Origin of the sequence: Kitasatospora griseola (genome assembly GCF_044999035.1) — a bacterium.
Taxonomy (GTDB): Bacteria; Actinomycetota; Actinomycetes; order Streptomycetales; family Streptomycetaceae; genus Kitasatospora; species Kitasatospora griseola.
On sequence record NZ_CP173360.1, the window covers coordinates 5,099,356 to 5,121,678 of the forward strand.

17 protein-coding genes are annotated in these 22,323 nt (G+C 72.4%); 9 read left to right on the forward strand and 8 right to left on the reverse strand.

The annotated features are described in order from the left end of the window. Nucleotides 1-77: 77 nt before the first annotated feature. A complete protein-coding gene (locus ACI1MP_RS23250) occupies nt 78-3,656 on the reverse strand; it encodes a CDP-glycerol glycerophosphotransferase family protein (protein WP_380334686.1) in 3,579 nt (1,192 codons plus the stop codon). Between the two features lie 142 nt (nt 3,657-3,798). On the opposite strand from ACI1MP_RS23250, the gene ACI1MP_RS23255 reads away from it, so the two are divergent. The 3 genes from ACI1MP_RS23255 (at nt 3,799) to ACI1MP_RS23265 (ending at nt 6,819) form a co-directional block, all read left to right on the forward strand. Beyond that, nucleotides 3,799-4,797 carry a glycosyltransferase family 2 protein gene (locus ACI1MP_RS23255; RefSeq protein ID WP_380334688.1) on the forward strand — a complete coding sequence of 333 codons (999 nt, stop codon included), beginning with the start codon at nt 3,799-3,801 and terminating at the stop codon, nt 4,795-4,797. 97 nt (nt 4,798-4,894) lie between these two features. Beyond that, the gene (locus ACI1MP_RS23260; protein WP_404869388.1) at nt 4,895-5,839 is read left to right on the forward strand and encodes a YihY/virulence factor BrkB family protein; all 945 of its coding nucleotides are present in this window, start codon (nt 4,895-4,897) and stop codon (nt 5,837-5,839) included. Between the two features lie 95 nt (nt 5,840-5,934). After that, nucleotides 5,935-6,819, forward strand: coding sequence for a class I SAM-dependent methyltransferase (locus ACI1MP_RS23265; RefSeq protein ID WP_404869389.1), 885 nt, complete (start codon nt 5,935-5,937; stop codon nt 6,817-6,819). Nucleotides 6,820-6,844: 25 nt separating this feature from the next. Here ACI1MP_RS23265 and ACI1MP_RS23270 read toward each other — a convergent pair whose 3' ends face one another. Then, entirely contained in the window at nt 6,845-8,128 is a 1,284-nt protein-coding gene (locus ACI1MP_RS23270; protein WP_404869390.1) for a D-alanyl-D-alanine carboxypeptidase, read from the reverse strand. 137 nt (nt 8,129-8,265) lie between these two features. Between ACI1MP_RS23270 and ACI1MP_RS23275 the strand changes: the two genes are divergently transcribed. The 5 genes from ACI1MP_RS23275 to ACI1MP_RS23295 all read left to right on the forward strand — a co-directional run bounded on the left by ACI1MP_RS23275 (nt 8,266) and on the right by ACI1MP_RS23295 (nt 15,333). Then, the gene (locus ACI1MP_RS23275; protein WP_100587245.1) at nt 8,266-8,523 is read left to right on the forward strand and encodes an SCO4848 family membrane protein; all 258 of its coding nucleotides are present in this window, start codon (nt 8,266-8,268) and stop codon (nt 8,521-8,523) included. 98 nt (nt 8,524-8,621) lie between these two features. Continuing rightward, complete coding sequence (locus ACI1MP_RS23280; RefSeq protein WP_404869391.1) at nt 8,622-10,244, forward strand: hypothetical protein; 1,623 nt, start codon at nt 8,622-8,624, stop codon at nt 10,242-10,244. A 174-nt stretch (nt 10,245-10,418) separates the two neighbouring features. After that, a complete protein-coding gene (locus ACI1MP_RS23285) occupies nt 10,419-12,041 on the forward strand; it encodes a hypothetical protein (protein ID WP_404869392.1) in 1,623 nt (540 codons plus the stop codon). A 166-nt stretch (nt 12,042-12,207) separates the two neighbouring features. Continuing rightward, nucleotides 12,208-13,815, forward strand: a complete 1,608-nt coding sequence (locus ACI1MP_RS23290) for a hypothetical protein (RefSeq protein ID WP_404869393.1) — start codon at nt 12,208-12,210, stop codon at nt 13,813-13,815. Between the two features lie 168 nt (nt 13,816-13,983). Continuing rightward, nucleotides 13,984-15,333 (forward strand): hypothetical protein, encoded by a 1,350-nt coding sequence (locus ACI1MP_RS23295; RefSeq protein ID WP_404869394.1) that lies wholly within the window; start codon nt 13,984-13,986, stop codon nt 15,331-15,333. Nucleotides 15,334-15,393: 60 nt separating this feature from the next. Here ACI1MP_RS23295 and ACI1MP_RS23300 read toward each other — a convergent pair whose 3' ends face one another. From ACI1MP_RS23300 to ACI1MP_RS23325, 6 genes are all read right to left on the reverse strand, one after another. After that, entirely contained in the window at nt 15,394-16,167 is a 774-nt protein-coding gene (locus tag ACI1MP_RS23300) for a succinate dehydrogenase iron-sulfur subunit (protein ID WP_043914358.1), read from the reverse strand. Then, nucleotides 16,167-17,909, reverse strand: a complete 1,743-nt coding sequence (sdhA, locus tag ACI1MP_RS23305; protein ID WP_380342557.1) for a succinate dehydrogenase flavoprotein subunit — start codon at nt 17,907-17,909, stop codon at nt 16,167-16,169. Before sdhA ends, ACI1MP_RS23300 begins: the two co-directional genes overlap by 1 nt. Before the next feature lie 25 nt (nt 17,910-17,934). Then, nucleotides 17,935-18,423, reverse strand: coding sequence for a succinate dehydrogenase, hydrophobic membrane anchor protein (gene sdhD / locus ACI1MP_RS23310; protein ID WP_043914353.1), 489 nt, complete (start codon nt 18,421-18,423; stop codon nt 17,935-17,937). A 6-nt stretch (nt 18,424-18,429) separates the two neighbouring features. Continuing rightward, nucleotides 18,430-18,810 (reverse strand): succinate dehydrogenase, cytochrome b556 subunit, encoded by a 381-nt coding sequence (gene sdhC / locus ACI1MP_RS23315; RefSeq protein ID WP_043914351.1) that lies wholly within the window; start codon nt 18,808-18,810, stop codon nt 18,430-18,432. A gap of 217 nt (nt 18,811-19,027) precedes the next feature. After that, entirely contained in the window at nt 19,028-19,525 is a 498-nt protein-coding gene (locus tag ACI1MP_RS23320) for a 2-oxo-4-hydroxy-4-carboxy-5-ureidoimidazoline decarboxylase (RefSeq protein ID WP_100587253.1), read from the reverse strand. Nucleotides 19,526-19,767: 242 nt separating this feature from the next. After that, nucleotides 19,768-20,511: an SDR family oxidoreductase gene (locus ACI1MP_RS23325; protein WP_043914350.1), complete on the reverse strand. Its 744-nt coding sequence runs from the start codon at nt 20,509-20,511 to the stop codon at nt 19,768-19,770. Between the two features lie 187 nt (nt 20,512-20,698). On the opposite strand from ACI1MP_RS23325, the gene ACI1MP_RS23330 reads away from it, so the two are divergent. Continuing rightward, nucleotides 20,699-22,288: a methylmalonyl-CoA mutase gene (locus tag ACI1MP_RS23330; protein WP_189271412.1), complete on the forward strand. Its 1,590-nt coding sequence runs from the start codon at nt 20,699-20,701 to the stop codon at nt 22,286-22,288. The last annotated feature ends 35 nt before the right edge of the window (nt 22,289-22,323 follow it).

A 22,323-nucleotide genomic window follows, 5' to 3' on the forward strand; every position in this document is an offset into this window, starting at 1 on the left:
CCCTCCCTTTTTTCAAAAAGGGAGGGAATTGAGTTAGTTACATACGATATTCGCTTTTCCTGGGGTTGTTTCCCCGCTCACTCGCCCTCGGCGAGCAGCGCGTCCGCCACCCGGGCGGCGGCCCCGCCGTCGTCCAGGTCGCAGTACGCCTCGCGGAACGCCGCGTACTTGTCGGCGTACTCGGCGGTGACCTTCGGCAGGTCGCCGAGCGCGGCGACCACCTCGGCCGAGGTGGCCAGCAGCGGACCCGGGGCCTTGGCCTGCAGGTCCAGGCTGAAACCGCGCAGGTTGTCGCGGTAGTGCTCCAGGTCGTAGGTGAAGAACAGCACCGGACGGCCGGTGTTCATGAAGTCGAACACGGCGGCGGAGTAGTCCGTCACCAGCACGTCCGCGACCAGCAGCAGCTCCGCCATGTCGGGGTAGGTGCTGACGTCCCAGACGTAGCCGTTGCCGGCCTCCGGGATCCGGGCCCGGACCACCTCGTGGCCGCGCACCAGCAGGACCTGGTCCTCGCCGAGCGCGGCGCGGGCCGCGGCCAGGTCGAGCTGCAGGTTGAGCTGGTAGCCGCCGTCGGGCAGCCGCCGGTCCTCACGGAAGGTCGGCGCGTACAGCACCACCTGCTTGCCCTCGGGCAGGCCGAGCTGCTCGCGGACCCGCTCGGCGGTCTTCTCCCGGTCGGCGGCGAACAGCACGTCGTTGCGCGGGTAGCCGCTCTCCAGCACCTTCCCCTCGAACTCGAAGGCGCGACGCAGCACCGGCGCGGCCCAGCGGCTGCCCGCCACCAGCAGGCTCCACTGCGGCACCTCCTTCTTGAGGTGCTCCAGGTAGTCGGCGTCGGTGAACCAGACCTTCTCGAAGTCGGTGCCGACCCGCTTCAGCGGGGTGCCCTGCCAGGTCTGCAGGACGACCTGGCCGGGGCGGCGGCGGAAGTACGTCGGCAGGTGGGTCGAGGTGACGATGTACTTGGCGGTGGCCAGCGCCTCGAACCACTCGGGCGAGTGGTGCCGGACGCACTCGGCGGTCTGCGGCAGCTCGGCCTGCAGGTCGACGGACGTCCACAGGTGGCGCAGCGGCAGGCCGCGGCGGACCAGCTCCTCGTGCACGGCGCGCGGCGAGTCGGTGTACAGGCCGCCGTCCGCGGCCCACCAGTCCTCGCGGACGGTGTGGTAGAGCACGGTGTCGGTGAGCGGGCGGCGCTGCAGCTCGGGGAACGAGTGCCGCAGCTGCCGCTGCCGGTAGCCGCTGCGCTCGGCCGGGGACAGTGCGTCGCGGGCATCCAGCGACAGGCTGTCGAACAGGCGGCGCTCCAGCGCGACGCGCTTGCCGCGGGCCTGCACCTCCAGCGGCAGCGTGTCGAAGGTCGACGCGGCGAGCACCGCGGCCGGCCACTCGCTGTCGAAGGCGGCGCCGACCGGACGGAACAGCACCGTCCAGGAGCCCTTGTGCAGCGGGACGCGGCCGGCGAAGGTCGCGGTCGGCACGGCGGGCAGCGCGGCCCGGAACCGGCCGTCGGCGATCTCCACCGGGAAGGCGTGCTCCTCGCGGCGCTTGCGGTGCCGGATCACCAGCTCGTAGTGGTGGGCGCCGGGCAGCGGGAAGGAGCCGCTGAGCACGAAGCCCTCGCCGTCCTTGGCCCGGGCGATCTCCTCGACGACCGGCTGCAGCACCTGGTCGCACAGCTGCAGGTAGCCGCTGGGGGAGGGCTTGGCGTACAGCGCGCGGGTGTCGCCGGCCAGCGGCATGTGCAGCTCGACCGGGGCGGTGCGGTCGTCCAGGACGACCGGCAGCGCGCTGCCGTCGACGAGCTTGAGCTCCAGGTCCCAGCGGTCGCGGGTGCGCTGCTCGGCGGCCGGGTCGAGGGCGTTCCAGGCCTCCCGGACGGCGGTCAGGTCGGCGACCCGGATCCGCGCGGTGAACGGCAGGTCGCGGCCGGCCGGGACGCCCAGCTCCAGCGGCGCGTACACGTCGCGCTCGGACTCGACGTGCTGCAGGCGCAGTTCCGCGCCGGCCAGGTCGCTGCCGGAGCGGACCAGGCCGCGCAGCTCGACGACGCCGCCGTCGGCGGTCGCCGACACGGCGCGGGCGCGCACCCGCTCCACCCGCAGCAGCAGGTGGTTGTCGCGCTGCCAGGGCACCACCCGGACGTCGTCCTCGACCCAGTGCACGGGCGCGAACTCGGCGCGGTCGTGCCAGCCGACCGACACCCGGCCCTTGTACACGCCGCCCCTGCCGGCGCCGGCCACCAGCACCCGCCAGGAGCCGTCCTTCCACTCGCCGCGGTGCTTGAGCCGCTGCGGGTCGATGGTGGCGGAGAAGCCTGCCCAGTCGCAGCTGTACAGGTCGTGCGGGGAGCTGGCGGTGGCCTCCGGGCTGAACTCCGTCCGGGTCTGCACGGCCACCACGCGGCGGCCCTTGGCCTCGCGCAGGATCAGCGCCTTGACCATGTCGTGCTTGTTCTCGGCGCCCAGGTGCTCCGGGAAGGCGTGCCCGGTCAGCTGCAGCTTGCCGTCGTCCCAGCGGGCCTCGTACAGCCGGGAGCGCATCACCAGGGCGTTGCTCAGCCGCAGCACGTCCGCCGGGACGCTCTTGCGCCCGCCGCGCAGGAACGGGTAGTCGGCGTACGGGCGGAGCAGGCCGCGGGTCGGGGCGGCGCCGTTGCTGTCCTTCTCGAAGATCAGCTGCTCGATCAGCTCGTCGAGCCGGCCCTGCAGGGTCAGGTGGTACTTGAGCCGCAGCGGGGCGCGCAGCTTGCGGACCTGCTCCGGGCCGATGGCGCGCAGCAGGCGGCCGGCCGACTCCAGGTAGGCGGCGTTGTACTCCGGGTCGCCCTGCAGCACCGATCCGAAGAACATCGGGATCTCCTCGACGAGGTTGTTCTCGTCGTAGGCGCGCAGGTACTTGCGGAACTTCGGGTCGCTCTGGGCGCCCAGCCAGTCGCGGACCAGCTCCATCGACTTGACCCGGTCGACGACGCCCTTCGGGTTGGTCTTCATCTGGGTGATCGACATCTCGCCGACCTCCCGCTCGCGCCAGTGGTAGATCGGCTCGGCGAGCACGTCGACCCGGCGGGCCAGGTAGTGGTGCGGCACGCTGACCGGGGCGTCCTCGTACAGGATGCCCTCGGGGTAGAGCACGCCCGCCTGGTCGAAGAACGAGCGGCGGTACACCTTGTTCCACGCGGTGCGGTCGGTGACCAGCGCCGGGATCTCGGTGATGTGGGTGCGCAGCCGGGTCGCCGCGAACGGCTTGCGGTGGCCGCCCGACTGGTAGTGGCCGATGGCGCGGAACCGCAGCACGTTGCCGGTGCAGAAGTCGGAGCCGGTCTCGTCCAGCGTGCTGATCATCAGCTCGTACGCGGACGGCGGCAGGGTGTCGTCGCTGTCGACGAACGCGAGGAACTCGGTGCCCTCGGAGATGTGCCGGTAGCCGGTGTTGCGGGCCGCCCCCAGGCCCTTGTTCACCTGCTGGACCAGCCGGAAACGCGAATCCTTCGTGGCGTAGGCCGCGGCGATGGCGGCACTGGAGTCCTTCGAGCCGTCGTCGACCATGACGCACTCGAGGTCGTCGAAGGTCTGCGCGGCGATGGAGTCCAGGCACTCCTCCAGATAGCGCTCGACGTTGTAGATCGGGACGACAACGGACAGACGGGGGGCCATCGGGAGCGCAGAGCCTTTCCTCAGGAAGTTCGGCCGGGTGGGCCAGGCATATGTGTCGAACCCGGACCGGCACCGGCCGCGATTCTACCTCTCCGGGCTTGCTAGTCTGCGCCTGACCAGGCCAGCTCAGGAGGGTGAAGAGATGCCGCGGTTCAGCGTGATCGTGCCCGTCCACGCGGTCGAGGAGTACCTCCCCGCCTGCCTGGAGTCCGTGCTCTCCCAGACCTTCACCGACTTCGAACTGATCGCCGTCGACGACCGCTCGCCCGACGGTTGCGGCGCGATCCTCGACGAAGCGGCCGCCCGGGACGGCCGGGTGACGGTCCGTCACCTGGAGCAGAATGTCGGCCTGGGCCTGGCCCGCAACGCCGGCCTGGAACTCGCCACCGGCGACTACCTGCTGTTCCTGGACAGCGACGACACCCTCACCCCCGACCTGCTGGCCGCCACCGACGCCCGGCTGCGCGCCACCGGCGACCCCGACCTGCTGGTGTACGACTACGCCCGCAGCTACTGGGACGGCCGCGTGGTGCGCTCCGCCTCCGCCCCGGTGTTCGCCAGGCCCGGCGCGGACGCCTTCACCCTCGACGAGCGCCGCGACCTGCTCGACCTGCTCCAGGTGGTGTGGAACAAGGCCTACCGCCGTGCGTTCGTCCAGCAGCAGGGCCTGACCTTCCCGCCCGGGTACTACGAGGACACCCCCTGGACGTACCCGGCGCTGCTCGCCGCCGAGTCCATCACCCTGCTCGACCAGGTCGGCGTGCACTACCGGCAGCGCCGCGAGGGCGGCAACATCCTCGCCACCGCCTCCCGCAAGCACTTCGACGTCTTCGAGCAGTACGACCGGGTGTTCGCCTTCCTCGACGCCCGCCCCGACCTGGACCGCTGGCGGCCGGTCATCTACCGGATGATGCTCGGCCACCTGGCCACCGTGGTCACCAAGCCCGGACGCGTCCCGGCCGCCGACCGCCGCGAGTTCTTCCGCCGGGCCGCCGAGCACTGCTCCCGGCACCGCCCGGCCGGCTACCGGCCGCCCGCCGGACCGGAGGGCGTGCGCGGCGAACTGCTCGGCCGCGGCAGCTACCTGGGCTTCCAGAGCCTGCGGGTGCTGGCCAGGGCCCGCCGCGCCGTCCGCCGCTGAGCCCGCCGCGCCGTCCGCCGCCCGGTCCGACCTGCCGCCGCCCGGCCGACGGCGCGTCACCCGGACGTGGCACGGCCCGCCCGGTATACAGCGGAGGATGGACTTCCTCACCGGGCTGCCGCTGATCGGACCACTGGTGGCCCGGGTGCTGCGCAGCCGCCCGTACCTGGTGTACCGGCTGTTCGCCGACGTGCAGGGCAACCGGCTGGCCGGGGCGGTCACCTTCTTCGGGTTCCTGGCGCTGTTCCCGCTGCTCACCGTGGCCCTGGCGGTCGCCCTGGCCACGCTCTCCGACTCCCGGGTGCGTCAAGTCCAGGACCGGATCGCCGAACAGCTGCCCGGCCTGTCCGACTCGCTCGACCTGAACGCGATGGTCGCCAACGCCGGCACCGTCGGACTGGTCTCCGGCGCCCTGCTGCTGGTCTCCGGCCTCGGCTGGGTCGACACCATGCGCGGCGCGGTGCGCAGCGTGTGGCGACTGCCCGACGACGGCGGGAACCTCTTTCAGGTGAAAATCCGGGATGCCGTGGTGCTGTTCGGACTGGGCGTGGTCTGCCTGGCCTCGCTGGCCGCGTCCGCGTTCGCCACCACGCTCGCGCACCGGCTCGCCGACTGGCTGGGCCTGGACGGCGGAGCCGGCCGCTGGTTGCTGTCCGGCCTCGGTTTCCTCATCGCCGTCGGCGCCGGCCTGCTGCTTTTCGGGTACCTGCTCGGTCCGTTCCCGCGGATCGCCGGCCAGCGCCGCAGCGCCCTGCTGCAGGGCGCGCTGATCGGCGCGGTCGGCTTCGAGCTGCTCAAGCTGGCGCTCTCCTCCTACCTGGGCTCGGTCGCCGGCCGCAGCGTCTACGGCGCGTTCGGGGTGCCCGTCGCCCTGCTGCTGTGGATCAACTTCGTGTCCAGACTGCTGATGTACTGCGCGGCCTGGACGGCTCTGGCCGACCCCGAGGCGGCCCGCCGACGCGCCGTCCGGCAGGCCGAGGCCGCGCTCGCCGCCGCCGGAGAATCGCCGTGTTCACCCTCTGTCCACCATTCGGACGGCTGATCTATGATCCGCGTCACATCCCAGTGCGGCCGCACCCCACGGCCGACCGTCCCGCCGGCGCGTCCCCCGCCCGGCCGCCTCCCCCTGGAGACCGTGTGTCCCTCACCGACACCACCGCCGCTCCGACCGCCCCCGCCACCCCCGACGACGTCCCCGGCTGGTTCTTCCGCGTCGACCGGGAGGTCTTCGGCTGGCTGCTCACCCGGCAGACCGCCGCCGGCGTCACCGGAGACCTGCTGGAGATGGGCGCCTACCTGGGCCGCTCGGCGATCCTGCTGGGCAACCACCTGCACCCCGGGGAGACCTTCACCGTCTGTGACCTCTTCGACGCGGACGCGCCCGACGGCGACAACTCCGCCGAGATGACCATGTCCTACCGCTCCACCCTCACCCGGCGCGCCTTCGAGATCAACTACCTGGCCTTCCACCCCGAACTGCCGGTGATCGTCCAGGCCCCCACCTCGGTGCTCGCCGACGGCCGGATCCCCACCGACAGCTGTCGCTTCGTCCACATCGACGCCTCGCACCTGTACGAGCACGTCGCGGGCGACATCCGGGTGGCCCGGGACGCACTCGCCGGGAACGGCGTCGTCGCCCTCGACGACTACCGCGCCCCGCACACCCCCGGCGTGTCCGCCGCCGTCTGGGAAGCGGTCTTCACGCTCGGCCTGAAGCCCGTCCTGCTCACCCCCGAGAAGTTCTACGGCACCTGGGGCGACGCCGACGCCGTCCGCGCCGACCTGCTCGCCCGCGACTGGCGCGGCGACGGCTTCCGGCTCGACGAGGAGCACTTCGCCGGACAGACCTGCCACCGCCTCGCCTGGGACGACCCCTCGGGCCGCCACGAATTCGCCGTCCGCGCCTCCAGCGGCGCCGCCCCGACCCGCTCCCTCGTCCGCCGCGTCGCCCTCGACGTCCTGCCGCCGGTCGCGACCCGCGCGGTGCGACGGGCCCTCCGGGCGGGCCGCGGAGCGGTCTGACGGGGCGCCTTCGGGGGGGGGCGACTCATGGTCCTGCGTCGCGGTCCGGCCGACGGGTTCTCGGCCGGGCGCGCAGTTCCTCGCGCCCCTGAGCCTGCGCTCGACGCTCGGCCTGGCGTCGCAGCGCGCGCAGTCGCAGCATCCCGGCCGCGGCCACCGCAGCGCAGAGGCCGACCGCGGACCAGGTGGCCGCGCTCGGGCCGTCGGCCGCGGCGTGGGCCGCGGTCACCGGTTGGGGGTGGAGGGTGGCAGGCTGCCGCGGGGGAGGGGAGGGGGCGGCCGCCGGTGGTGGTGACGGGGCCTCGGTGATCGGCTGGGCCGGTCTCCCGGCGGGCGCCAGGTCCTCGGCCAGCGCGCCGACCGGGGCGACCTTGCCGGCCGCGGCGAAGCCCCAGTCCAGCAGTGCCGCCGCCTCGTCGTAGACCTTCGGGCTGCTGGCCGGGTGCATCACGGTGACCAGCATGGTGCGGCCGCCCTGGACGGCGGCGCCGGTGTAGGTCGCGCCCGCGTTGGTGGTGTAACCGTTCTTCACGCCGATCAGCCCCGGGTACTTGCCGAGCAGCCGGTCGGTGTTGGCGATGCCGAAGCTGCCGCGCTGCCCGCTCTTGTCGACCGCGCCGGGGAACTGCGCCCAGCGGGTGCTGCAGTAGCCGCGGAACTCCTCGTTGCGCAGCCCGGCCCGGGCGAACAGGGTCAGGTCGTACGCCGAGGTGACCTGCCCGTCCATGTCGTAGCCGTCCGGGCTGACCACGTGGGTGTCGCGGGCCTGCAGCTGGTCGGCGCGGGCCTGCATGTCGACGACGGTCTTCGCGACCCCGCCGTTCATGTTGGCCAGCACGTGCACCGCGTCGTTGCCGGAGGACAGGAACACTCCGCGCCACAGGTCCTCGACCTTGTAGTCCAGGTCCTCCTTGATGCCGACCAGGCTGCTGCCCGCACCCATGCCCTGCAGTTCCGTCCAGCCCACCCGGTGCACCTCGTCGGCCGGGAAGCGGGGCAGCACGGTGTCCGCGAACAGCATCTTCAGGGTGGACGCGGGCGGCAGCCGGGTGTGCGCGTTGAACGCGGCCAGCACCTGGCCGGTGTCCGCGTCCGCGACCACCCAGGACTTCCCGGTCAGGTCGGACGGCAGCGGCGGAGCCCCCGGGCCCGGTGCGACCTGCACGCCCGCCGCGCCCAGCCGGTCGCCGCCGACCACGGGGGGCGGCGGGGCGTCGCCGGGGACCGCCGCGACGGCCGGCGGGCCGACCGGGAGCAGGACCAGGGCGGCAGCGGACGAACCGAGGACGATCCGGCGGACTGTCTGCATTCCCGGAAGCTAACCCGCGCCCCGCCGCCCAGCCGTCGAAGTCGCCGACCGACGCCACGAACGAGTACCGCCCGCTGCTCCGTTCGGCGGGCCGCGCATACTGGACGGGCCACCCGTCTGCCGCGAAGGACCCCGTCATGAAGCTCAGCCGCCCGGTCTCCTGGTTCCTCACCGCCTTCGGTGTCTGGTCGGTCTTCATCTGGACGACCTTCGCCAAGAACCTGTGGAAGGACTCCGGCGGCCAGGCGTTCGTGAACGGCGACCACTCGCAGCCGACCGCCTTCTTCTGGGTCCACCTGCTGCTCGCCGTCACCTCGCTGCTGCTCGGCCTCGCCATCGGTGCACTCGGCGTCCGAGGCCTGCGCGCCCTGCGCCGGACGGCCGCCGCGGAGTAGCGCCGAAGGCACCCTTGCGGGCGGATCCCGGGGCTGCCAGGATGCGCGGCCGGGCGATCGATCGATCGCCCGCGCATCGTTTTCTGGGGGGATTTCCGATGTCCCGTGCCGTCCCGCCGCGGCTGCTCGCCGCGTGCGCCACCACCGTTCTCGCCGCGGGGCTGTTCGCCGCGCCCGCCGCCCGGGCCGATCCCGGCCCCGGGATCACCGGCCCGACCGTCCGCCCGGGCACCTACCTGGCCGACGCCTACACCGACGGCTGCAGCGCCACCGGCACGCCCGGCTGGGTCACCGTCAGCTACCCGGGCCCGGTGCTGTTCGCGACCACCGACGCCCCTGCCGCCCGCTTCGAGCTGTGGGACGCGAACGGGGCGAAGGTCCTCGACACCACCGCCACGGCCAACCCCATCGGCGAGGTGCAGACCTCCATCGCCGACCTGGCCGAGGGCGCCGGCTACAGCTGGCAGGTGCGGCCGGAGTACCCGTCGGGCCCCGGTACGCCCGGCGTGACCTGCCGGTTCGGCGTCGACCGCACCCCGCCGACCGGCCTCGGCGTGCACTCCGACGACTTCACGAACAGCGGCAGTTCCAAGTACGCGGGCCAGCCGGGCGTGTTCACCCTCTCCGGCGCCGACGGCGGCTCCGGCCTGGCCTGCTTCCGCTACGTGCTGGACGGCACCCTGAGCACGACCAGCGGCTGCACCCCCGGCCCGGGCGTCGTCGTCCCCGGTGCGGACGGCACCGCGAGCGTCACCCTCACCCCGGCCGGGTGGGGCACCCACAACCTCCAGGTGCAGGCGTTCGACCACGCGGGCAATCCCACCCAGCCGCTGCCCTACACCTTCTACGTGCCGTGGAACCCGAACCCGCCGAAGGCGCTCGGCGACGTCGACAACGACGGCGTCCCGGACATCCTGCTGCCCGACTCGCAGGGCAACCTGCTGGTGATCGGCGGCGCTGCGGGCAGCACCGCCCCGACCACCGTGGTGCCCGCCGCGCGCTCGCCCTGGGGCGGCAGCTGGAGCGGGCTGCAGATCGTCCACAAGGGCTGGAGCGGCGGCGGTGCGCCCGCCGACACGATCTACGTCCGCAACGCCGCCCCCGGCAACAACGGCTACCTCTACCAGTACGTCAACCAGGGCGCGCTGCCGCTCGGCGTCCGGACGCCGTCGCTGGTCGGCCACTCCAAGTCCTGCGTCGACCTCGCCATGGAGCCGACCACCTGCCCGGCCGATCACAGCACCACCTACAAGGCCGTCCAGCAGCTGGTGGCGTTCGGCTCGGTGGACGTCCAGAACCCGGAGAGCATCACGCTGCTGGACGTCGAGCAGGGCAACCTGTGGCTGCAGCACGACCCCTCGCGGTCCGGCGGCTCCACCCGGCTGACCACCACGGGCCTGTGGGACGGCTACGACCTGATCGCCCCCGGTCCGGACGCGAACGGCAACCTGGCGCTGTGGTCCCGCGAGCAGTCCACCGGCGTCCTGCGGGCGCACGCCGTGCCGAAGCTCGCCGACGGCAGCTACGACTTCTCGGGGCTCGCGGACCCCGCCGATGGCACCGTGATCGGCAGCTTCCCGGTGGCGGACTATCCGACCCTGGGCAGCTCGGGCGACCTGGACGGCGACGGCCAGGCGGACCTCTACGCGGTCACCCCCGGCCGTCACCTGGTGACGTTCAAGGGCGTCGGCACCCCGAAGGACCTGGGCGTTCTGGCCTGATCAACCGTCAGGGCCCGTTCCGGCCGCGGCCGGGGCGGGCCCTCGGCAGGCGGTCTGCGGACCGCGCTTCGCGGCATACCGAGATTTTCCTTGCCTGCGGGTCGAACGGGGTGCCAGGATGCGCGGCCGGGCGGTCGATCGATCCGCCCGAGCGTCATTCTCTGGGGGAAGTTCTTGTCCCGAACCATCTCGCCGCGGCTGCTCGCTGCGTGCGCCACCACCGTCATCGCCGCAGCGCTGTTCGCCGCGCCCGCCGCGCAGGCGGTGCCCGGTCCCGGGGTCACCGGCCCGACCGTCCACCCGGGCACCTCCCTGGACACCGGCCTCACCGACGGCTGCAACGCGACCGGCACGCCGGGCTGGGTCACCGTCAGCAACCCGGGCCCGGTGCTGTTCGCGAAGACCGTCGCGCCCGCCGCCCGCTTCAAGGTGTGGGACGCGAACGGGGCGAAGGTCCTCGACACCACTGCCACGGCCGACGCCCTCGGCGGCGTCCAGACCTCCATCGCGGGCCTGGCCGACGGTGCGGGCTACACCTGGAAGGTGTGGCCGGAGTACCGGCCCGGTTCCGGCGCGCCCACCGAGACCTGCCGGTTCGGCGTCGACACCGCCGCGCCCACCGGCCTCGGTGTGCACTCCGACGACTTCACGGACAGCGGCAGCCCCAAGTACGCGGGCCAGCCCGGTGTGTTCACCTTCTCCGGCGCCGACAGCGGCTCCGGCCTGGCGTGCTTCCGCTTCGCGCTGGACGCCACCCCGGGTGTGGGCGGCTGCGCCCCCGGCCCGGGCGTGGTCGCGGCCGGGGCGGACGGCACCGCGAGCGTCACGATCAAGCCGGGCGCGTGGGGCAGCCACACGCTCCGCGTCCAGGCGGTCGACCACGCGGGCAACGTCACCCAGCCGCTGAGCTACACCTTCTACGCGCCGTCGAACCCGAACCCGCCGAAGGCGCTCGGCGACGTCGACAACGACGGCGTCCCGGACATTCTGCTGCCCGACTCGCAGGGCAACCTGCTGGTGATCGGCGGCGACGCCGGCAGCACCACCCCGACCACCGTGGTGCCCGCGACGGCGGCGCCCGTCGGCGCGAACGGCTGGAGCGGCCTGCAGATCGTCCACAAGGGCTGGGGCGCCGCCAGCGCGCCGGCCGACACGGTCTACGTCCGCGACCCCTCCCCGGGCAACAGCGGCTACCTCTACCAGTACGCCAACAACGGCGAGTTCGCCCCCGCCACGCAGTCGGCGGCGCTGGTCCGCCACGCCACCTCGTGCGTCGACCTCGCCAAGCTCCCGGTCGCCTGCCCGGCCGACCGCAGCACCAGCTACGCCGCCGTCCAGCAGCTGGTCGCGTTCGGCTCGATCGACCCGGCCCAGCCCTACGGCCTGAACCTGCTGGACGTCGAGCAGGGCAACCTGTGGCTTCAGCGGGACCCGTCGCGGTTCGGCAAGTCGACCCAGCTGACCACCACGGGTCTGTGGAACGGCTACGACCTGATCGCCCCCGGTCCGGACGCGAACGGCGACCTCGCGCTGTGGTCGCGCGAGCAGTCCACCGGCACCCTGCGGGCGCACGCCGTGCCGAAGCTCGCCGACGGCAGCTACGACTTCTCCGGCCTCGCCGACCCGGCGAACGGCACCGTGATCGGGAACTTCCCGGTGGCCGAGTACCCGACCCTGGGCAGCTCCGGCGACCTGGACGGCGACGGCCAGGCGGACCTGTACGCCGTCACCGCCGACCGGCACCTGGTGACGTTCAAGGGCGTCGGCACCCCGAAGGACCTGGGCGTTCTGGCCTGATCATCCGTCAGGGCCCGTTCCGGCCGAGGCCGGAGCGGGCCCTTTGCGGGCGGTGGCTGCCGAGTCGTCATTATTCTGCTTGCGTGCAGCTCGCGAGGGGTGCCAGGATGCGCGGCCGGGCAGGTGATCGACTTGCCCGGGCAACACTTCCTGGGGGGATTCTCCGATGTCCCGTGCCACCTCTCCGCGGCTGCTCGCCGCCTGCGCCACCGCGGCCGTCGCGGTCGGCCTGTTCGTCGTTCCCGCCGCGCAGGCGGTGCCCGGTCCCGGGGTCACCGGCCCGACCGTCGCGTCGACGCCGACCCTGGCCGGGGACGGCTGCAACGCCACCGGCACGCCCGGCTGGGTGACCACCGCCAACCCGGTGCTCACCGCCCGCACCACCGCGCCCTCCGCCCGCTTCAAGGTGTGGAACGCGACCGGCGCGAAGGTGTTCGACGGCACCGCCACCGCCGCGGCCGACGGCACCGTCCAGGTCACCGTCACCGGTCTGACCGACGGTGCGGGCTACACCTGGCAGGTGTGGCCGGAGTACCAGCCCGGTTCCGGCGCGCCCACCGAGACCTGCCGGTTCGGCGTCGACACCGCCGCGCCGACCGGCCTGGCCGTGACCTCCACGGACTTCCCGGAGAGCGGCGGCGGCAAGTTCGCCGGGCAGAAGGGCGTCTTCACCTTCTCCGCGACGGACGCCGGGTCCGGCGTGGCCTGCTTCCGGTACGTGCTGGACGGCACCCTGAGCACCGGCGGCGGCTGCACCCCGGGCACCGACATCGTCGAGGCCGGCGCCGACGGCACCGCGAGCGTCACCCTCAAGCCGGCCGCGTGGGGCACCCACAGCCTCCAGGTGCAGGCGATCGACCGCACCGGCCTGGTCACCCAGCCGCTGAGCTACACCTTCTACGCGCCGTCGAACCCGAACCCGCCGAAGGCGCTCGGCGACGTCGACAACGACGGCGTCCCCGACATCCTGCTGCCCGACTCGCAGGGCAACCTGCTGGTGATCAGCGGCAACGCCGGCAGCACCACCCCGACCACCGTGGTCCCCGCCGCGGGCTCGCCCTGGGGCGGCAGCTGGAGCGGGCTGCAGATCGCGCACAAGGGCTGGAGCGGCGGCGGCGCGCCCGCCGACACCGTCTACGTGCGCGACGCCGCCCCCGGCAACTCGGGCTACCTGTACCAGTACGTCAACCAGGGCGCGCTGCCGCTCGGCACCCGGTCGCCGTCACTGATGAGCCACGCCACCGACTGCGTCGACACCGCCAAGGCCCCGGTCGCCTGCCCGGCCGACCACAGCACCAGCTTCCGCGAGGTGCAGCAACTGGTCGCGTTCGGCTCGGTGGAGCCCGGCAAGCCGACCGCGATCACGCTGCTGGACGTCGAGCAGGGCAACCTGTGGCTTCAGCGGGACCCGTCGCGGTTCGGCGACTCCACCCAGCTGACCACCTCCGGCCTGTGGGACGGCTACGACCTGATCGCCCCGGGCCCGGACGCGAACGGGAACCTCGCGCTGTGGTCGCGCGAGCAGTCCACCGGCGTCCTGCGGGCGTACGCCGTGCCGAAGCTCGGCGAGGGCAGCTACGGCTACTCCGCGCTGGCCGACCCGGCGAACGGCACCGTGATCGGGAACTTCCCGGTGGCCGAGTACCCGACCCTGGGCAGCTCCGGCGACCTGGACGGCGACGGCCAGGCCGACCTGTACGCCGTCACCGCCGACCGGCACCTGGTGACGTTCAAGGGCGTCGGCACCCCCAAGGACCTGGGCGTTCTGGCCTGATCGACCCTCGGGGCCCGTTCCGGCCGAGGCCGGGGCGGGCCCTCGGCGTGTCCGGACCTCTGGAGGTGGCCGAATCCGGCTGCTAGCCTGCCCGGCACGACTCCCGGGCGGATGGCGGCGAGGGGCCGAGGGCCGGGCCGGGGAGCAGGGGATGTGGGAGGCTCCGCGATGAGCACCAGCACCACCCTCGGCGACACCCGCCCCGAGTGGGCGCAGCGCCAGGAACGGGAACGGCGGCACCGGCGCGCCAAGTCCCGGCTGCGGTTGCCGCTCGCGGTGGCGGCGGCCTGTCAGGCGGTGCTGCTGCTGTGGTGGGCGGCCGGGTACCCGGCGTTCACCGGCACCGCCGAGGGCGGGGGCGCGCCGCTGTACGACGCGGCCGTGCGGGTCCTCCACCCGGCGGGGGTGACGCTGGCGCAGACCGCGGCGGTGGCGTTCGCGCTGGGGCACCTGGTGGCCGCGCTGGCCCGGTTCGGGGTGCGCGGCCGCTGGTCGGGGCCGGTGGCCGTGGCGCTGGCCGCGCTGCCGCCGACGGGCAGCCTGGTGGTCTCGCTCAGCCCGGAAGTACCGTCCACCGCAGGGGCGTTGCTGCTCACCGCGGCCGGTCTGCGGCTGCTCGCCCGGCGGGCGGAGGGGACGCTGCACCGGGGCGGTCCGGCGCAGCGGCTGGATCTGACGGTGCTGTTCTCGGCCATCGTGCTGCTCGCCCTGACCGGCCCGCGCGGCGCGGGCGCCGCGCTGATCGCCGCGCTGGTGCTGCTGCCGGCGCTGCCCCGGGCCCGCGGCCGGCTCGCGCTGCTCACGGCCGCCGCGCTGGCGGTGCCGATCGCCCTCGCGCTGCTCGGCCACCCGGCGGCCCGGGCCGGCGACCTGCACCCGCTGCGCGCCGCCGACCTGGCGCTCGCCCGGTACCGCGACCCCGGCGGCGCGGACCGGGAGCTGACCGCGGTCGCCCCGCCCGCCGCCTGGGACGCGGCGGGCGCGGACTGCTCGTCGACCGCCGCCCTCACGGACCGCTGGGACTCCGCCGCCGCCGGCCGCGCACAGGACGAACTCGCCGCCGCCTGGCGGCAGTTGCTGCGGGAGCACCCGGACCGGGTGCTGGACGCCCGACTCTGCCGGGGCCGCCTCGCCTGGTCGGTGTGGGCGGGCACCGGCGGCCCGCACGCCGCCACCGAGGTGCCGGAGGCGTCCCCGTCCTCGCACGGCCTGCTGCGGCCGCTGCACTCCGCGGCCGACTGGAGCCGCACCCTGCTGCGCGCCCCGCAGCTGGACTGGCTGCTGTGGCGCGGCGCCCTGTGGGCGTACCTGGGGCTGGCGGCGGCCCTGCTGTACGCCTGGCGGCACCGGCTGCCCGCGCTGGTCCCGGTGGCCGGTGCGGCCGTCCTCGGCACCCAGCTGTCGCTGACCGCGTCCGCCGCTGGGCAGGACTACCGGACGATGGCGGTGGCGCTGTTCCTCGGCCCGCTGCTGCTCACCCTGGCCACCGTCAGAACCGGCCGCGGCGCTTCCGCCTGACGGCACGCCGAAGGGCCCGCCCGGAGCGAACTCCGGACGGGCCCTTCGAGCAGCGCGGGACTAGAAGCGACGCGTGACGAGCGCGCGCTTCACCTCCTGGATCGCCTTGGTGACCTCGATGCCACGCGGGCAGGCCTCCGAGCAGTTGAAGGTGGTGCGGCAACGCCACACGCCCTCACGGTCGTTGAGGACCTCCAGGCGCTGCTCGGCGCCCTCGTCGCGGGAGTCGAAGATGAAGCGGTGCGCGTTGACGATCGCCGCCGGGCCGAAGTACTGGCCGTCGTTCCAGAACACCGGGCACGAGGAGGTGCACGCGGCGCACAGGATGCACTTGGTGGTGTCGTCGAAGCGCTCGCGGTCGGCCTGCGACTGCAGACGCTCGCGGGTCGGCTCGTTCCCCGAGGTGATCAGGAACGGCATGACGTCCTTGTACGCCTGGAAGAACGGGTCCATGTCCACGATCAGGTCCTTGAGGACCGCGAGGCCCTTGATGGCCTCGACCGTGATCGGCTTCTCCGGGTTGACGTCCTTGATCAGGGTCTTGCACGCCAGCCGGTTGCGCCCGTTGATCCGCATGGCGTCCGAACCGCAGATGCCGTGCGCGCAGGAGCGGCGGTACGTGAGGGTGCCGTCCTGCTCCCACTTGATCTTGTTGAGCGCGTCCAGGACGCGCTCCTTCGGGTCCATTTCGAGCTGGTAGTCCACCCACACCGGGTCCGGGTGCTCCTCCGGGTTGAACCGGCGGATCCGGAAGGTGACGTTGATCAGCTTGGTGCTGCCCGCCTCGACCGCGTCCAGCGCGGCCGAGTGCTTCTCGACGGTCGGAGTGGACATCAGTACTTACGCTCCATCGGCTGGTAGCGGGTCTGCACGACCGGCTTGTAGTCGAGGCGGATGGAGGTGGAGCCGTCCTCGGCCACCTCGCGGTACGCCATGGTGTGCTGCATGAACTTCACGTCGTCGCGGGTCGGGAAGTCCTCGCGGTAGTGACCGCCGCGGGACTCCTCGCGGGCCAGCGCGGACACGACCAGCACCTCGGCCAGGTCGAGCAGGTTGCCCAGCTCGATGGCCTCCAGCAGGTCGGTGTTGTACCGCGAGCCCTTGTCCTGGATCGCGACGTTCTTGAAACGCTCCTTGAGCGCCGTGACGTCCTCGACAGCCTGCTGCAGGGTCTTGCCGGTGCGGTAGACGGACACGTTGGTGTCCATCGACTCCTGCAGCTCCTTGCGGATCTGCGCGACGGACTCGGTGCCGGTGGACTCCCGCAGGCCCTCGACCAGCGCCTCGACCAGCGCGCCCGGGTTCTCCGGCAGCTCGACGAAGTCGTGGTTGTCGGCGTACGCGGCGGCGGCGATGCCCGCGCGGCGGCCGAACACGTTGATGTCCAGCAGCGAGTTGGTGCCCAGGCGGTTGGCGCCGTGCACCGACACGCACGCGACCTCGCCCGCGGCGTACAGGCCGGGAACGATGTCGGTGTTGTTGCTCAGGACCTCACCCTCGACGTTGGTCGGGATGCCGCCCATCGCGTAGTGCGCGGTGGGCTGGATCGGGATCGGGTCCGTGTAGGGCTCGATGCCGAGGTAGGTGCGCGCGAACTCGGTGATGTCGGGCAGCTTGGCGTCCAGCTGCTCCGGCGGGAGGTGCGTCAGGTCCAGGTAGACGTGGTCACCGTCGGGGCCGCAGCCGCGGCCGGCCCGGATCTCCGAGTAGATCGCGCGGGAGCACACGTCACGGGACGCGAGGTCCTTCATGACGGGGGCGTAGCGCTCCATGAAGCGCTCGCCGTCCTTGTTGCGCAGGATGCCGCCCTCGCCGCGGGCGCCCTCGGTGAGCAGGATGCCCATCCGCCAGATGCCCGTCGGGTGGAACTGGAAGAACTCCATGTCCTCCAGCGGCAGGCCGCGGCGCAGCGCCACGGCCTGGCCGTCACCGGTCAGGGTGTGCGCGTTCGAGGTGACCTTGAACATCTTGCCGGTGCCGCCGGAGGCGAACACCACGGCCTTGGCCTGGAAGACGTGGATCTCGCCGGTGGCGAGCTCGTAGGCCACCACGCCGGCGGTCTTGCCCTCGTTGATCAGCAGGTCGAGGACGTAGAACTCGTTGAAGAACTCCACACCGTGCTTGACGCAGTTCTGGAACAGCGTCTGCAGGATCATGTGGCCGGTGCGGTCCGCGGCGTAGCAGGACCGGCGGACCGGGGCCTCACCGTGGTTGCGGGAGTGACCGCCGAAGCGGCGCTGGTCGATCCGGCCCTGGTCGGTGCGGGAGAAGGGGAGACCCATCTTCTCCAGGTCGAGGACCGCGTCGATGGCCTCCTTGCACATGATCTCGGCGGCGTCCTGGTCGACCAGGTAGTCACCACCCTTGACCGTGTCGAAGGTGTGCCACTCCCAGTTGTCCTCCTCGACGTTGGCGAGCGCGGCACACATGCCGCCCTGCGCCGCGCCGGTGTGCGACCGGGTCGGGTAGAGCTTGGTCAGAACCGCGGTGCGGCTGCGCTGGGTCGACTCGATGGCCGCGCGCATGCCGGCGCCGCCGGCGCCGACGATGACGGTGTCGTACTGGTGAATCTGCATGGGGTCAGTCGCCTCTGGTGGCTCGTCAGATGTTCGGGTCGAAGGTGAAGATCACCAGGGTGCCGAGGACGACCGTGAAGACGGTCGCGACACCGAGGAGACCCTTCAGCCACAGACGAGTGGCGTCCTTCTCCGCGTAGTCGTTGATGACGGTGCGCATGCCGTTCGAGCCGTGCAGCATCGCCAGCCACAGCATCAGCAGGTCCCACATCTGCCAGAACGGGGAAGCCCAGCGGCCCGCCACGAAGGCGAAGCTGATCTTCGAGACGCCGCCGTCCAGCATCAGGTTGATCAGCAGGTGGCCGAGGACCAGCACCACCAGGACGACACCCGACAGGCGCATGAACAGCCAGGCGAGCATCTCGAAGTTGGTGCGGGTGCGGCGCGGGGTCTTCTTGGTGCGGGCCCGGGCGGGCTCCACCACGAAGGCGTCGGCAGGGTTGCCGGTGCCCAGACCCTGGCCCGTGTGGGCCTGGAGCGAGGGGACCACCAGGTCCTTGGTCTCAGTGGACATGCCGGATCAGCCCCCGAACCAGGTGCGAAGGGTGTGCTGCAGAACGGGGTAGAAGGCGCCGCCCATCAGGACGACCCAGATGCCGACGACGGTCCACAGCATCTGCTTCTGGTACTTCGGGCCCTTGGCCCAGAAGTCGACCGCCACGACGCGAAGGCCGTTCAGGGCGTGGAACAGGATGGCGGCCACCAGGCCGTACTCCATCAGGTTCACGATCCACACCTTGTAGGTGGCGATCACCGAGTCGTACGCCTCGGGCGACACCCGCACCAGGGCGGTGTCCAGGACATGTGCGAACAGGAAGAAGAAGATCAGGACGCCGGTGACTCGGTGAGCCACCCAGCTCCACATGCCTTCCCGGCCGCGGTACAGCGTTCCAGCCGGCACGGAAAACCCTCCGGAAGCGGATTGGGGGCTCGGCCGGCTTTCTGTCGGTCAGCCCGGCCGGATACGGTCCACCGGCCGCGAGCATCCTATCGACGCGCCGCGCCCCTCCGCCGTCGGGGGCCCCTGCTGTGATCAATCAGGCACGCACGGGCTAATCGGAACGGGAACTCCGACGCTCCGTGACGAAGCGCTCGCAGCACGGCCCGGGGCCGCCCGGTCAGCTCCGGACGGCCACCAGGTGCTCCAGGCGGGTCAGCGCGATCCGGCGCAACTCCTCGGCGGAGATGAGGCGTTCCTCGTCCGGGTCGTTGGCCAGCCGGGTGCGGATCGAGGTCAGCACCGCGTCGAGCATCTCCTCCGGGTCCACCCCGTCGAGGCAGACCACGAAGACGTGGCCGAAACGCGCCTCGTACGCGGCGTGCGCGGCGCGCAGCGCGGTGTGCGCCGCCTGGCTGCCGGGAGCGCGCATGCCGAGCAGCGGCTGCGGCATCCAGCTCTCGTCGGCCAGCGCCTCGGCGAGGTCCGCCGGGCGCAGGTCGTAGCTGGCCTCGCTCGCGGCCGCGAGCAGGGAGCCGATGTCGGGGTAGGGGCGGTGGGCGGTCAGGCGCAGGGCCCAGCGGTGGCTGCCGCAGCAGGCGAGCAGCGCCTCCTCGACCGCGCCGGAGTCGGCCTCGTTGAACCGGTGCAGTCCCAGTAGGGACGGATCCGTCCGCACGTCGAGACGCTGCGGCGGGATGTCGCTGGCCAGCGGATCCTCCTCGTGAGGGCGGGAAGGGGGGATGCTGCAGAGACAGAGGGAGGGTGTGGCAGTGCCTCCGCCCGGAGTCGGCGACGGCTCGGCGGGGCAGCGCCTCCACGGTAGTTGAGGGTTCATCAGTTGGGGAGGCGGCGGGCCGATTTCATCCGATCGAGCTATCAAGTTGTGACCCGCCGCCGTTGTCGTTCACCGAGGTCCGGTCAGCCGGTCCGGTGCACCTTGTGGTTGGCCGCCTGCGCCCGGGGCCGGACCACCAGCAGATCGATGTTGACGTGTGCCGGACGGGTCACCGCCCAGGAGACGGTGTCGGCGACGTCCTCGGAGGTGAGCGGCTCGGCGACGCCCGCGTACACCGCGTCGGCCTTGTCCTGGTCGCCGCGGAACCGGGTCAACGCGAAGCCCTCGGACTTCACCATTCCGGGCGCGATCTCGATCACCCGGATCGGCTCGCCCACGAGTTCGAGGCGGAGGGTCTGCGCCACCGAGTGGACGGCGTGCTTCGCCGCCACGTAGCCGCCGCCGCCCTCGTACGCGGCCAGCGCCGCCGTCGAGGACATGATCAGCACGGTGCCGTCCCCGGTGGCGCGCAGCGCGGGCAGCAGCGCCTGGGTCAGGTGCAGCACGCCCATCACGTTGACCTCGAACATGGTGCGCCAGTCCGCCGGGTCGCCGGTCTCGACGCTTTCCGCGCCGAGCGCGCCGCCCGCGTTGTTCACCAGCACGTCCACCCGGCCGACCTCGGCGGCGAACGCGTCCACCGCGGCCCGGTCGGTGACGTCCAGGGTGAAGGCCCGGCCGCCGAGCTCCTTCGCCAGCGCCTCGATCCGCTCGGTGCGGCGGGCGGTCAGCACCACCTGGAAGCCGTCCGCGGCCAGCCGTCGGGCGGTCGCCGCCCCGATGCCGCTGCTGGCGCCGGTGACCACTGCCACCTTCTGCTCGCTCATGTCCCACTCCTCGTGTCTCGGCCTGGTGTTCGGTGCAGGTGGATCATCCCAAGGAACGGTTCGCACGTGTTGTGAGCAAGCTCCCAGCCGTGGCACCTGTCTGCCCGTGAGGGGCGCGGCTACATTGCGTATCCAGCCGAGGCGTCAATCGGCGCCAACCCCCCATCACCTTCCGCGGAGGACATCCATGGCAGCCGAGCCCCGCCGCACCGAGTCGGGCCTGCCGATCGAGCCGGTGTACGGCCCCGAGACCCTGGCCGGCTTCGACGCCGCGAGCCGGCTCGGCACCCCCGGCCAGTACCCGTTCACCCGCGGCGTCTACCCGACCATGTACACCGGCAAGCCGTGGACGATGCGCCAGTACGCCGGCTTCGGCACCGCCGCCGAGTCCAACGCCCGCTACAAGCAGCTCATCGCCAACGGCACCATGGGCCTGTCAGTCGCCTTCGACCTGCCCACCCAGATGGGCTACGACTCGGACGCGGCGATCTCGCACGGCGAGGTCGGCAAGGTCGGCGTCGCCGTCGACAGCGTCGAGGACATGAACGTCCTGTTCGGCGGCATCCCGCTGGGCGAGGTCTCCACCTCGATGACCATCAACGCACCCGGCTCGCTGCTGCTGCTGCTCTACCAGTTGGTCGGCGAGGCCCAGGGCGTGCCGTCGAACAGGCTCACCGGCACCATCCAGAACGACGTGCTCAAGGAGTACATCGCCCGCGGCACCTACATCTTCCCGCCCAAGCCCTCGCTGCGGCTGATCGCCGACGTCTTCCAGTACTGCCGGGCCGAGATCCCCAAGTGGAACACCATCTCCATCTCCGGCTACCACATGGCCGAGGCCGGGGCGAACCCCGCGCAGGAGATCGCCTTCACCCTCGCCAACGGCATCGAGTACGTGCGCACCGCGGTCGCCGCCGGCATGGACGTCGACGACTTCGCGCCCCGGCTCTCCTTCTTCTTCGTCTCCCGCACCACTCTGCTGGAGGAAGTCGCCAAGTTCCGTGCCGCGCGCCGGATCTGGGCCCGTGTCATGAAGGAGGAGTTCGGCGCGAAGAACCCCAAGTCGCAGATGCTGCGCTTCCACACCCAGACCGCCGGCGTCCAGCTGACCGCCCAGCAGCCCGAGGTCAACCTCGTCCGGGTCTCCGTGCAGGCGCTCGCCGCCGTCCTCGGCGGGACGCAGTCGCTGCACACCAACTCCTTCGACGAGGCGATCGCGCTCCCCACCGAGAAGTCCGCGCGGCTCGCGCTGCGCACCCAGCAGGTGCTCGCCTTCGAGACCGACATCACCGCCACCGTCGACCCGTTCGCGGGCTCCTACGTGGTCGAGGCGATGACGGACGAACTGGAGGCCGCGGCGCTGGAGTTGATGGCCAAGGTCGAGGACATGGGCGGCGCCGTCGCGGCCATCGAACAGGGCTACCAGAAGAGCGAGATCGAGCGCACCGCGTACCGCATCCAGCAGGAGCAGGACTCCGGCACGCGGACCGTGGTCGGCGTCAACCGCTTCCAGCTCGCGGCGGAGGAGCCCTACGAGCCGCTCAGGGTCGACCCGGCGATCGAGGCGCAGCAGGCGGAGCGACTGGCGCGGCTGCGGGCGGACCGGGACTCGTCGGCGGTGGACCGCTCGCTCACCCTGCTGCGCAAGGCGGCGGAGGGGACGGACAACGTGCTGTACCCGATGAAGGAGGCGCTGGCGGCTCGCGCGACGGTCGGCGAGGTGTGCGACGCGCTGCGGGGCGTGTGGGGCACCTACGTGCCGGTGGACCGCTTCTGAGGGGCGCGCCCACGCGCACGTCGCTGTAAGCGAAG

Coding starts and splice junctions, on each gene's coding strand:
- ACI1MP_RS23250 (WP_380334686.1), bottom strand. CDS start 3,656: ATGGCCCCCCGTCTGTCCGTTGTCGTCCCGATCTACAACGTCGAGCGC.
- ACI1MP_RS23255 (WP_380334688.1), top strand. CDS start 3,799: ATGCCGCGGTTCAGCGTGATCGTGCCCGTCCACGCGGTCGAGGAGTAC.
- ACI1MP_RS23260 (WP_404869388.1), top strand. CDS start 4,895: ATGGACTTCCTCACCGGGCTGCCGCTGATCGGACCACTGGTGGCCCGG.
- ACI1MP_RS23270 (WP_404869390.1), bottom strand. CDS start 8,128: ATGCAGACAGTCCGCCGGATCGTCCTCGGTTCGTCCGCTGCCGCCCTG.
- ACI1MP_RS23275 (WP_100587245.1), top strand. CDS start 8,266: ATGAAGCTCAGCCGCCCGGTCTCCTGGTTCCTCACCGCCTTCGGTGTC.
- ACI1MP_RS23280 (WP_404869391.1), top strand. CDS start 8,622: ATGTCCCGTGCCGTCCCGCCGCGGCTGCTCGCCGCGTGCGCCACCACC.
- ACI1MP_RS23290 (WP_404869393.1), top strand. CDS start 12,208: ATGTCCCGTGCCACCTCTCCGCGGCTGCTCGCCGCCTGCGCCACCGCG.
- ACI1MP_RS23295 (WP_404869394.1), top strand. CDS start 13,984: ATGAGCACCAGCACCACCCTCGGCGACACCCGCCCCGAGTGGGCGCAG.
- ACI1MP_RS23300 (WP_043914358.1), bottom strand. CDS start 16,167: ATGTCCACTCCGACCGTCGAGAAGCACTCGGCCGCGCTGGACGCGGTC.
- sdhA (WP_380342557.1), bottom strand. CDS start 17,909: ATGCAGATTCACCAGTACGACACCGTCATCGTCGGCGCCGGCGGCGCC.
- sdhD (WP_043914353.1), bottom strand. CDS start 18,423: ATGTCCACTGAGACCAAGGACCTGGTGGTCCCCTCGCTCCAGGCCCAC.
- ACI1MP_RS23325 (WP_043914350.1), bottom strand. CDS start 20,511: ATGAGCGAGCAGAAGGTGGCAGTGGTCACCGGCGCCAGCAGCGGCATC.
- ACI1MP_RS23330 (WP_189271412.1), top strand. CDS start 20,699: ATGGCAGCCGAGCCCCGCCGCACCGAGTCGGGCCTGCCGATCGAGCCG.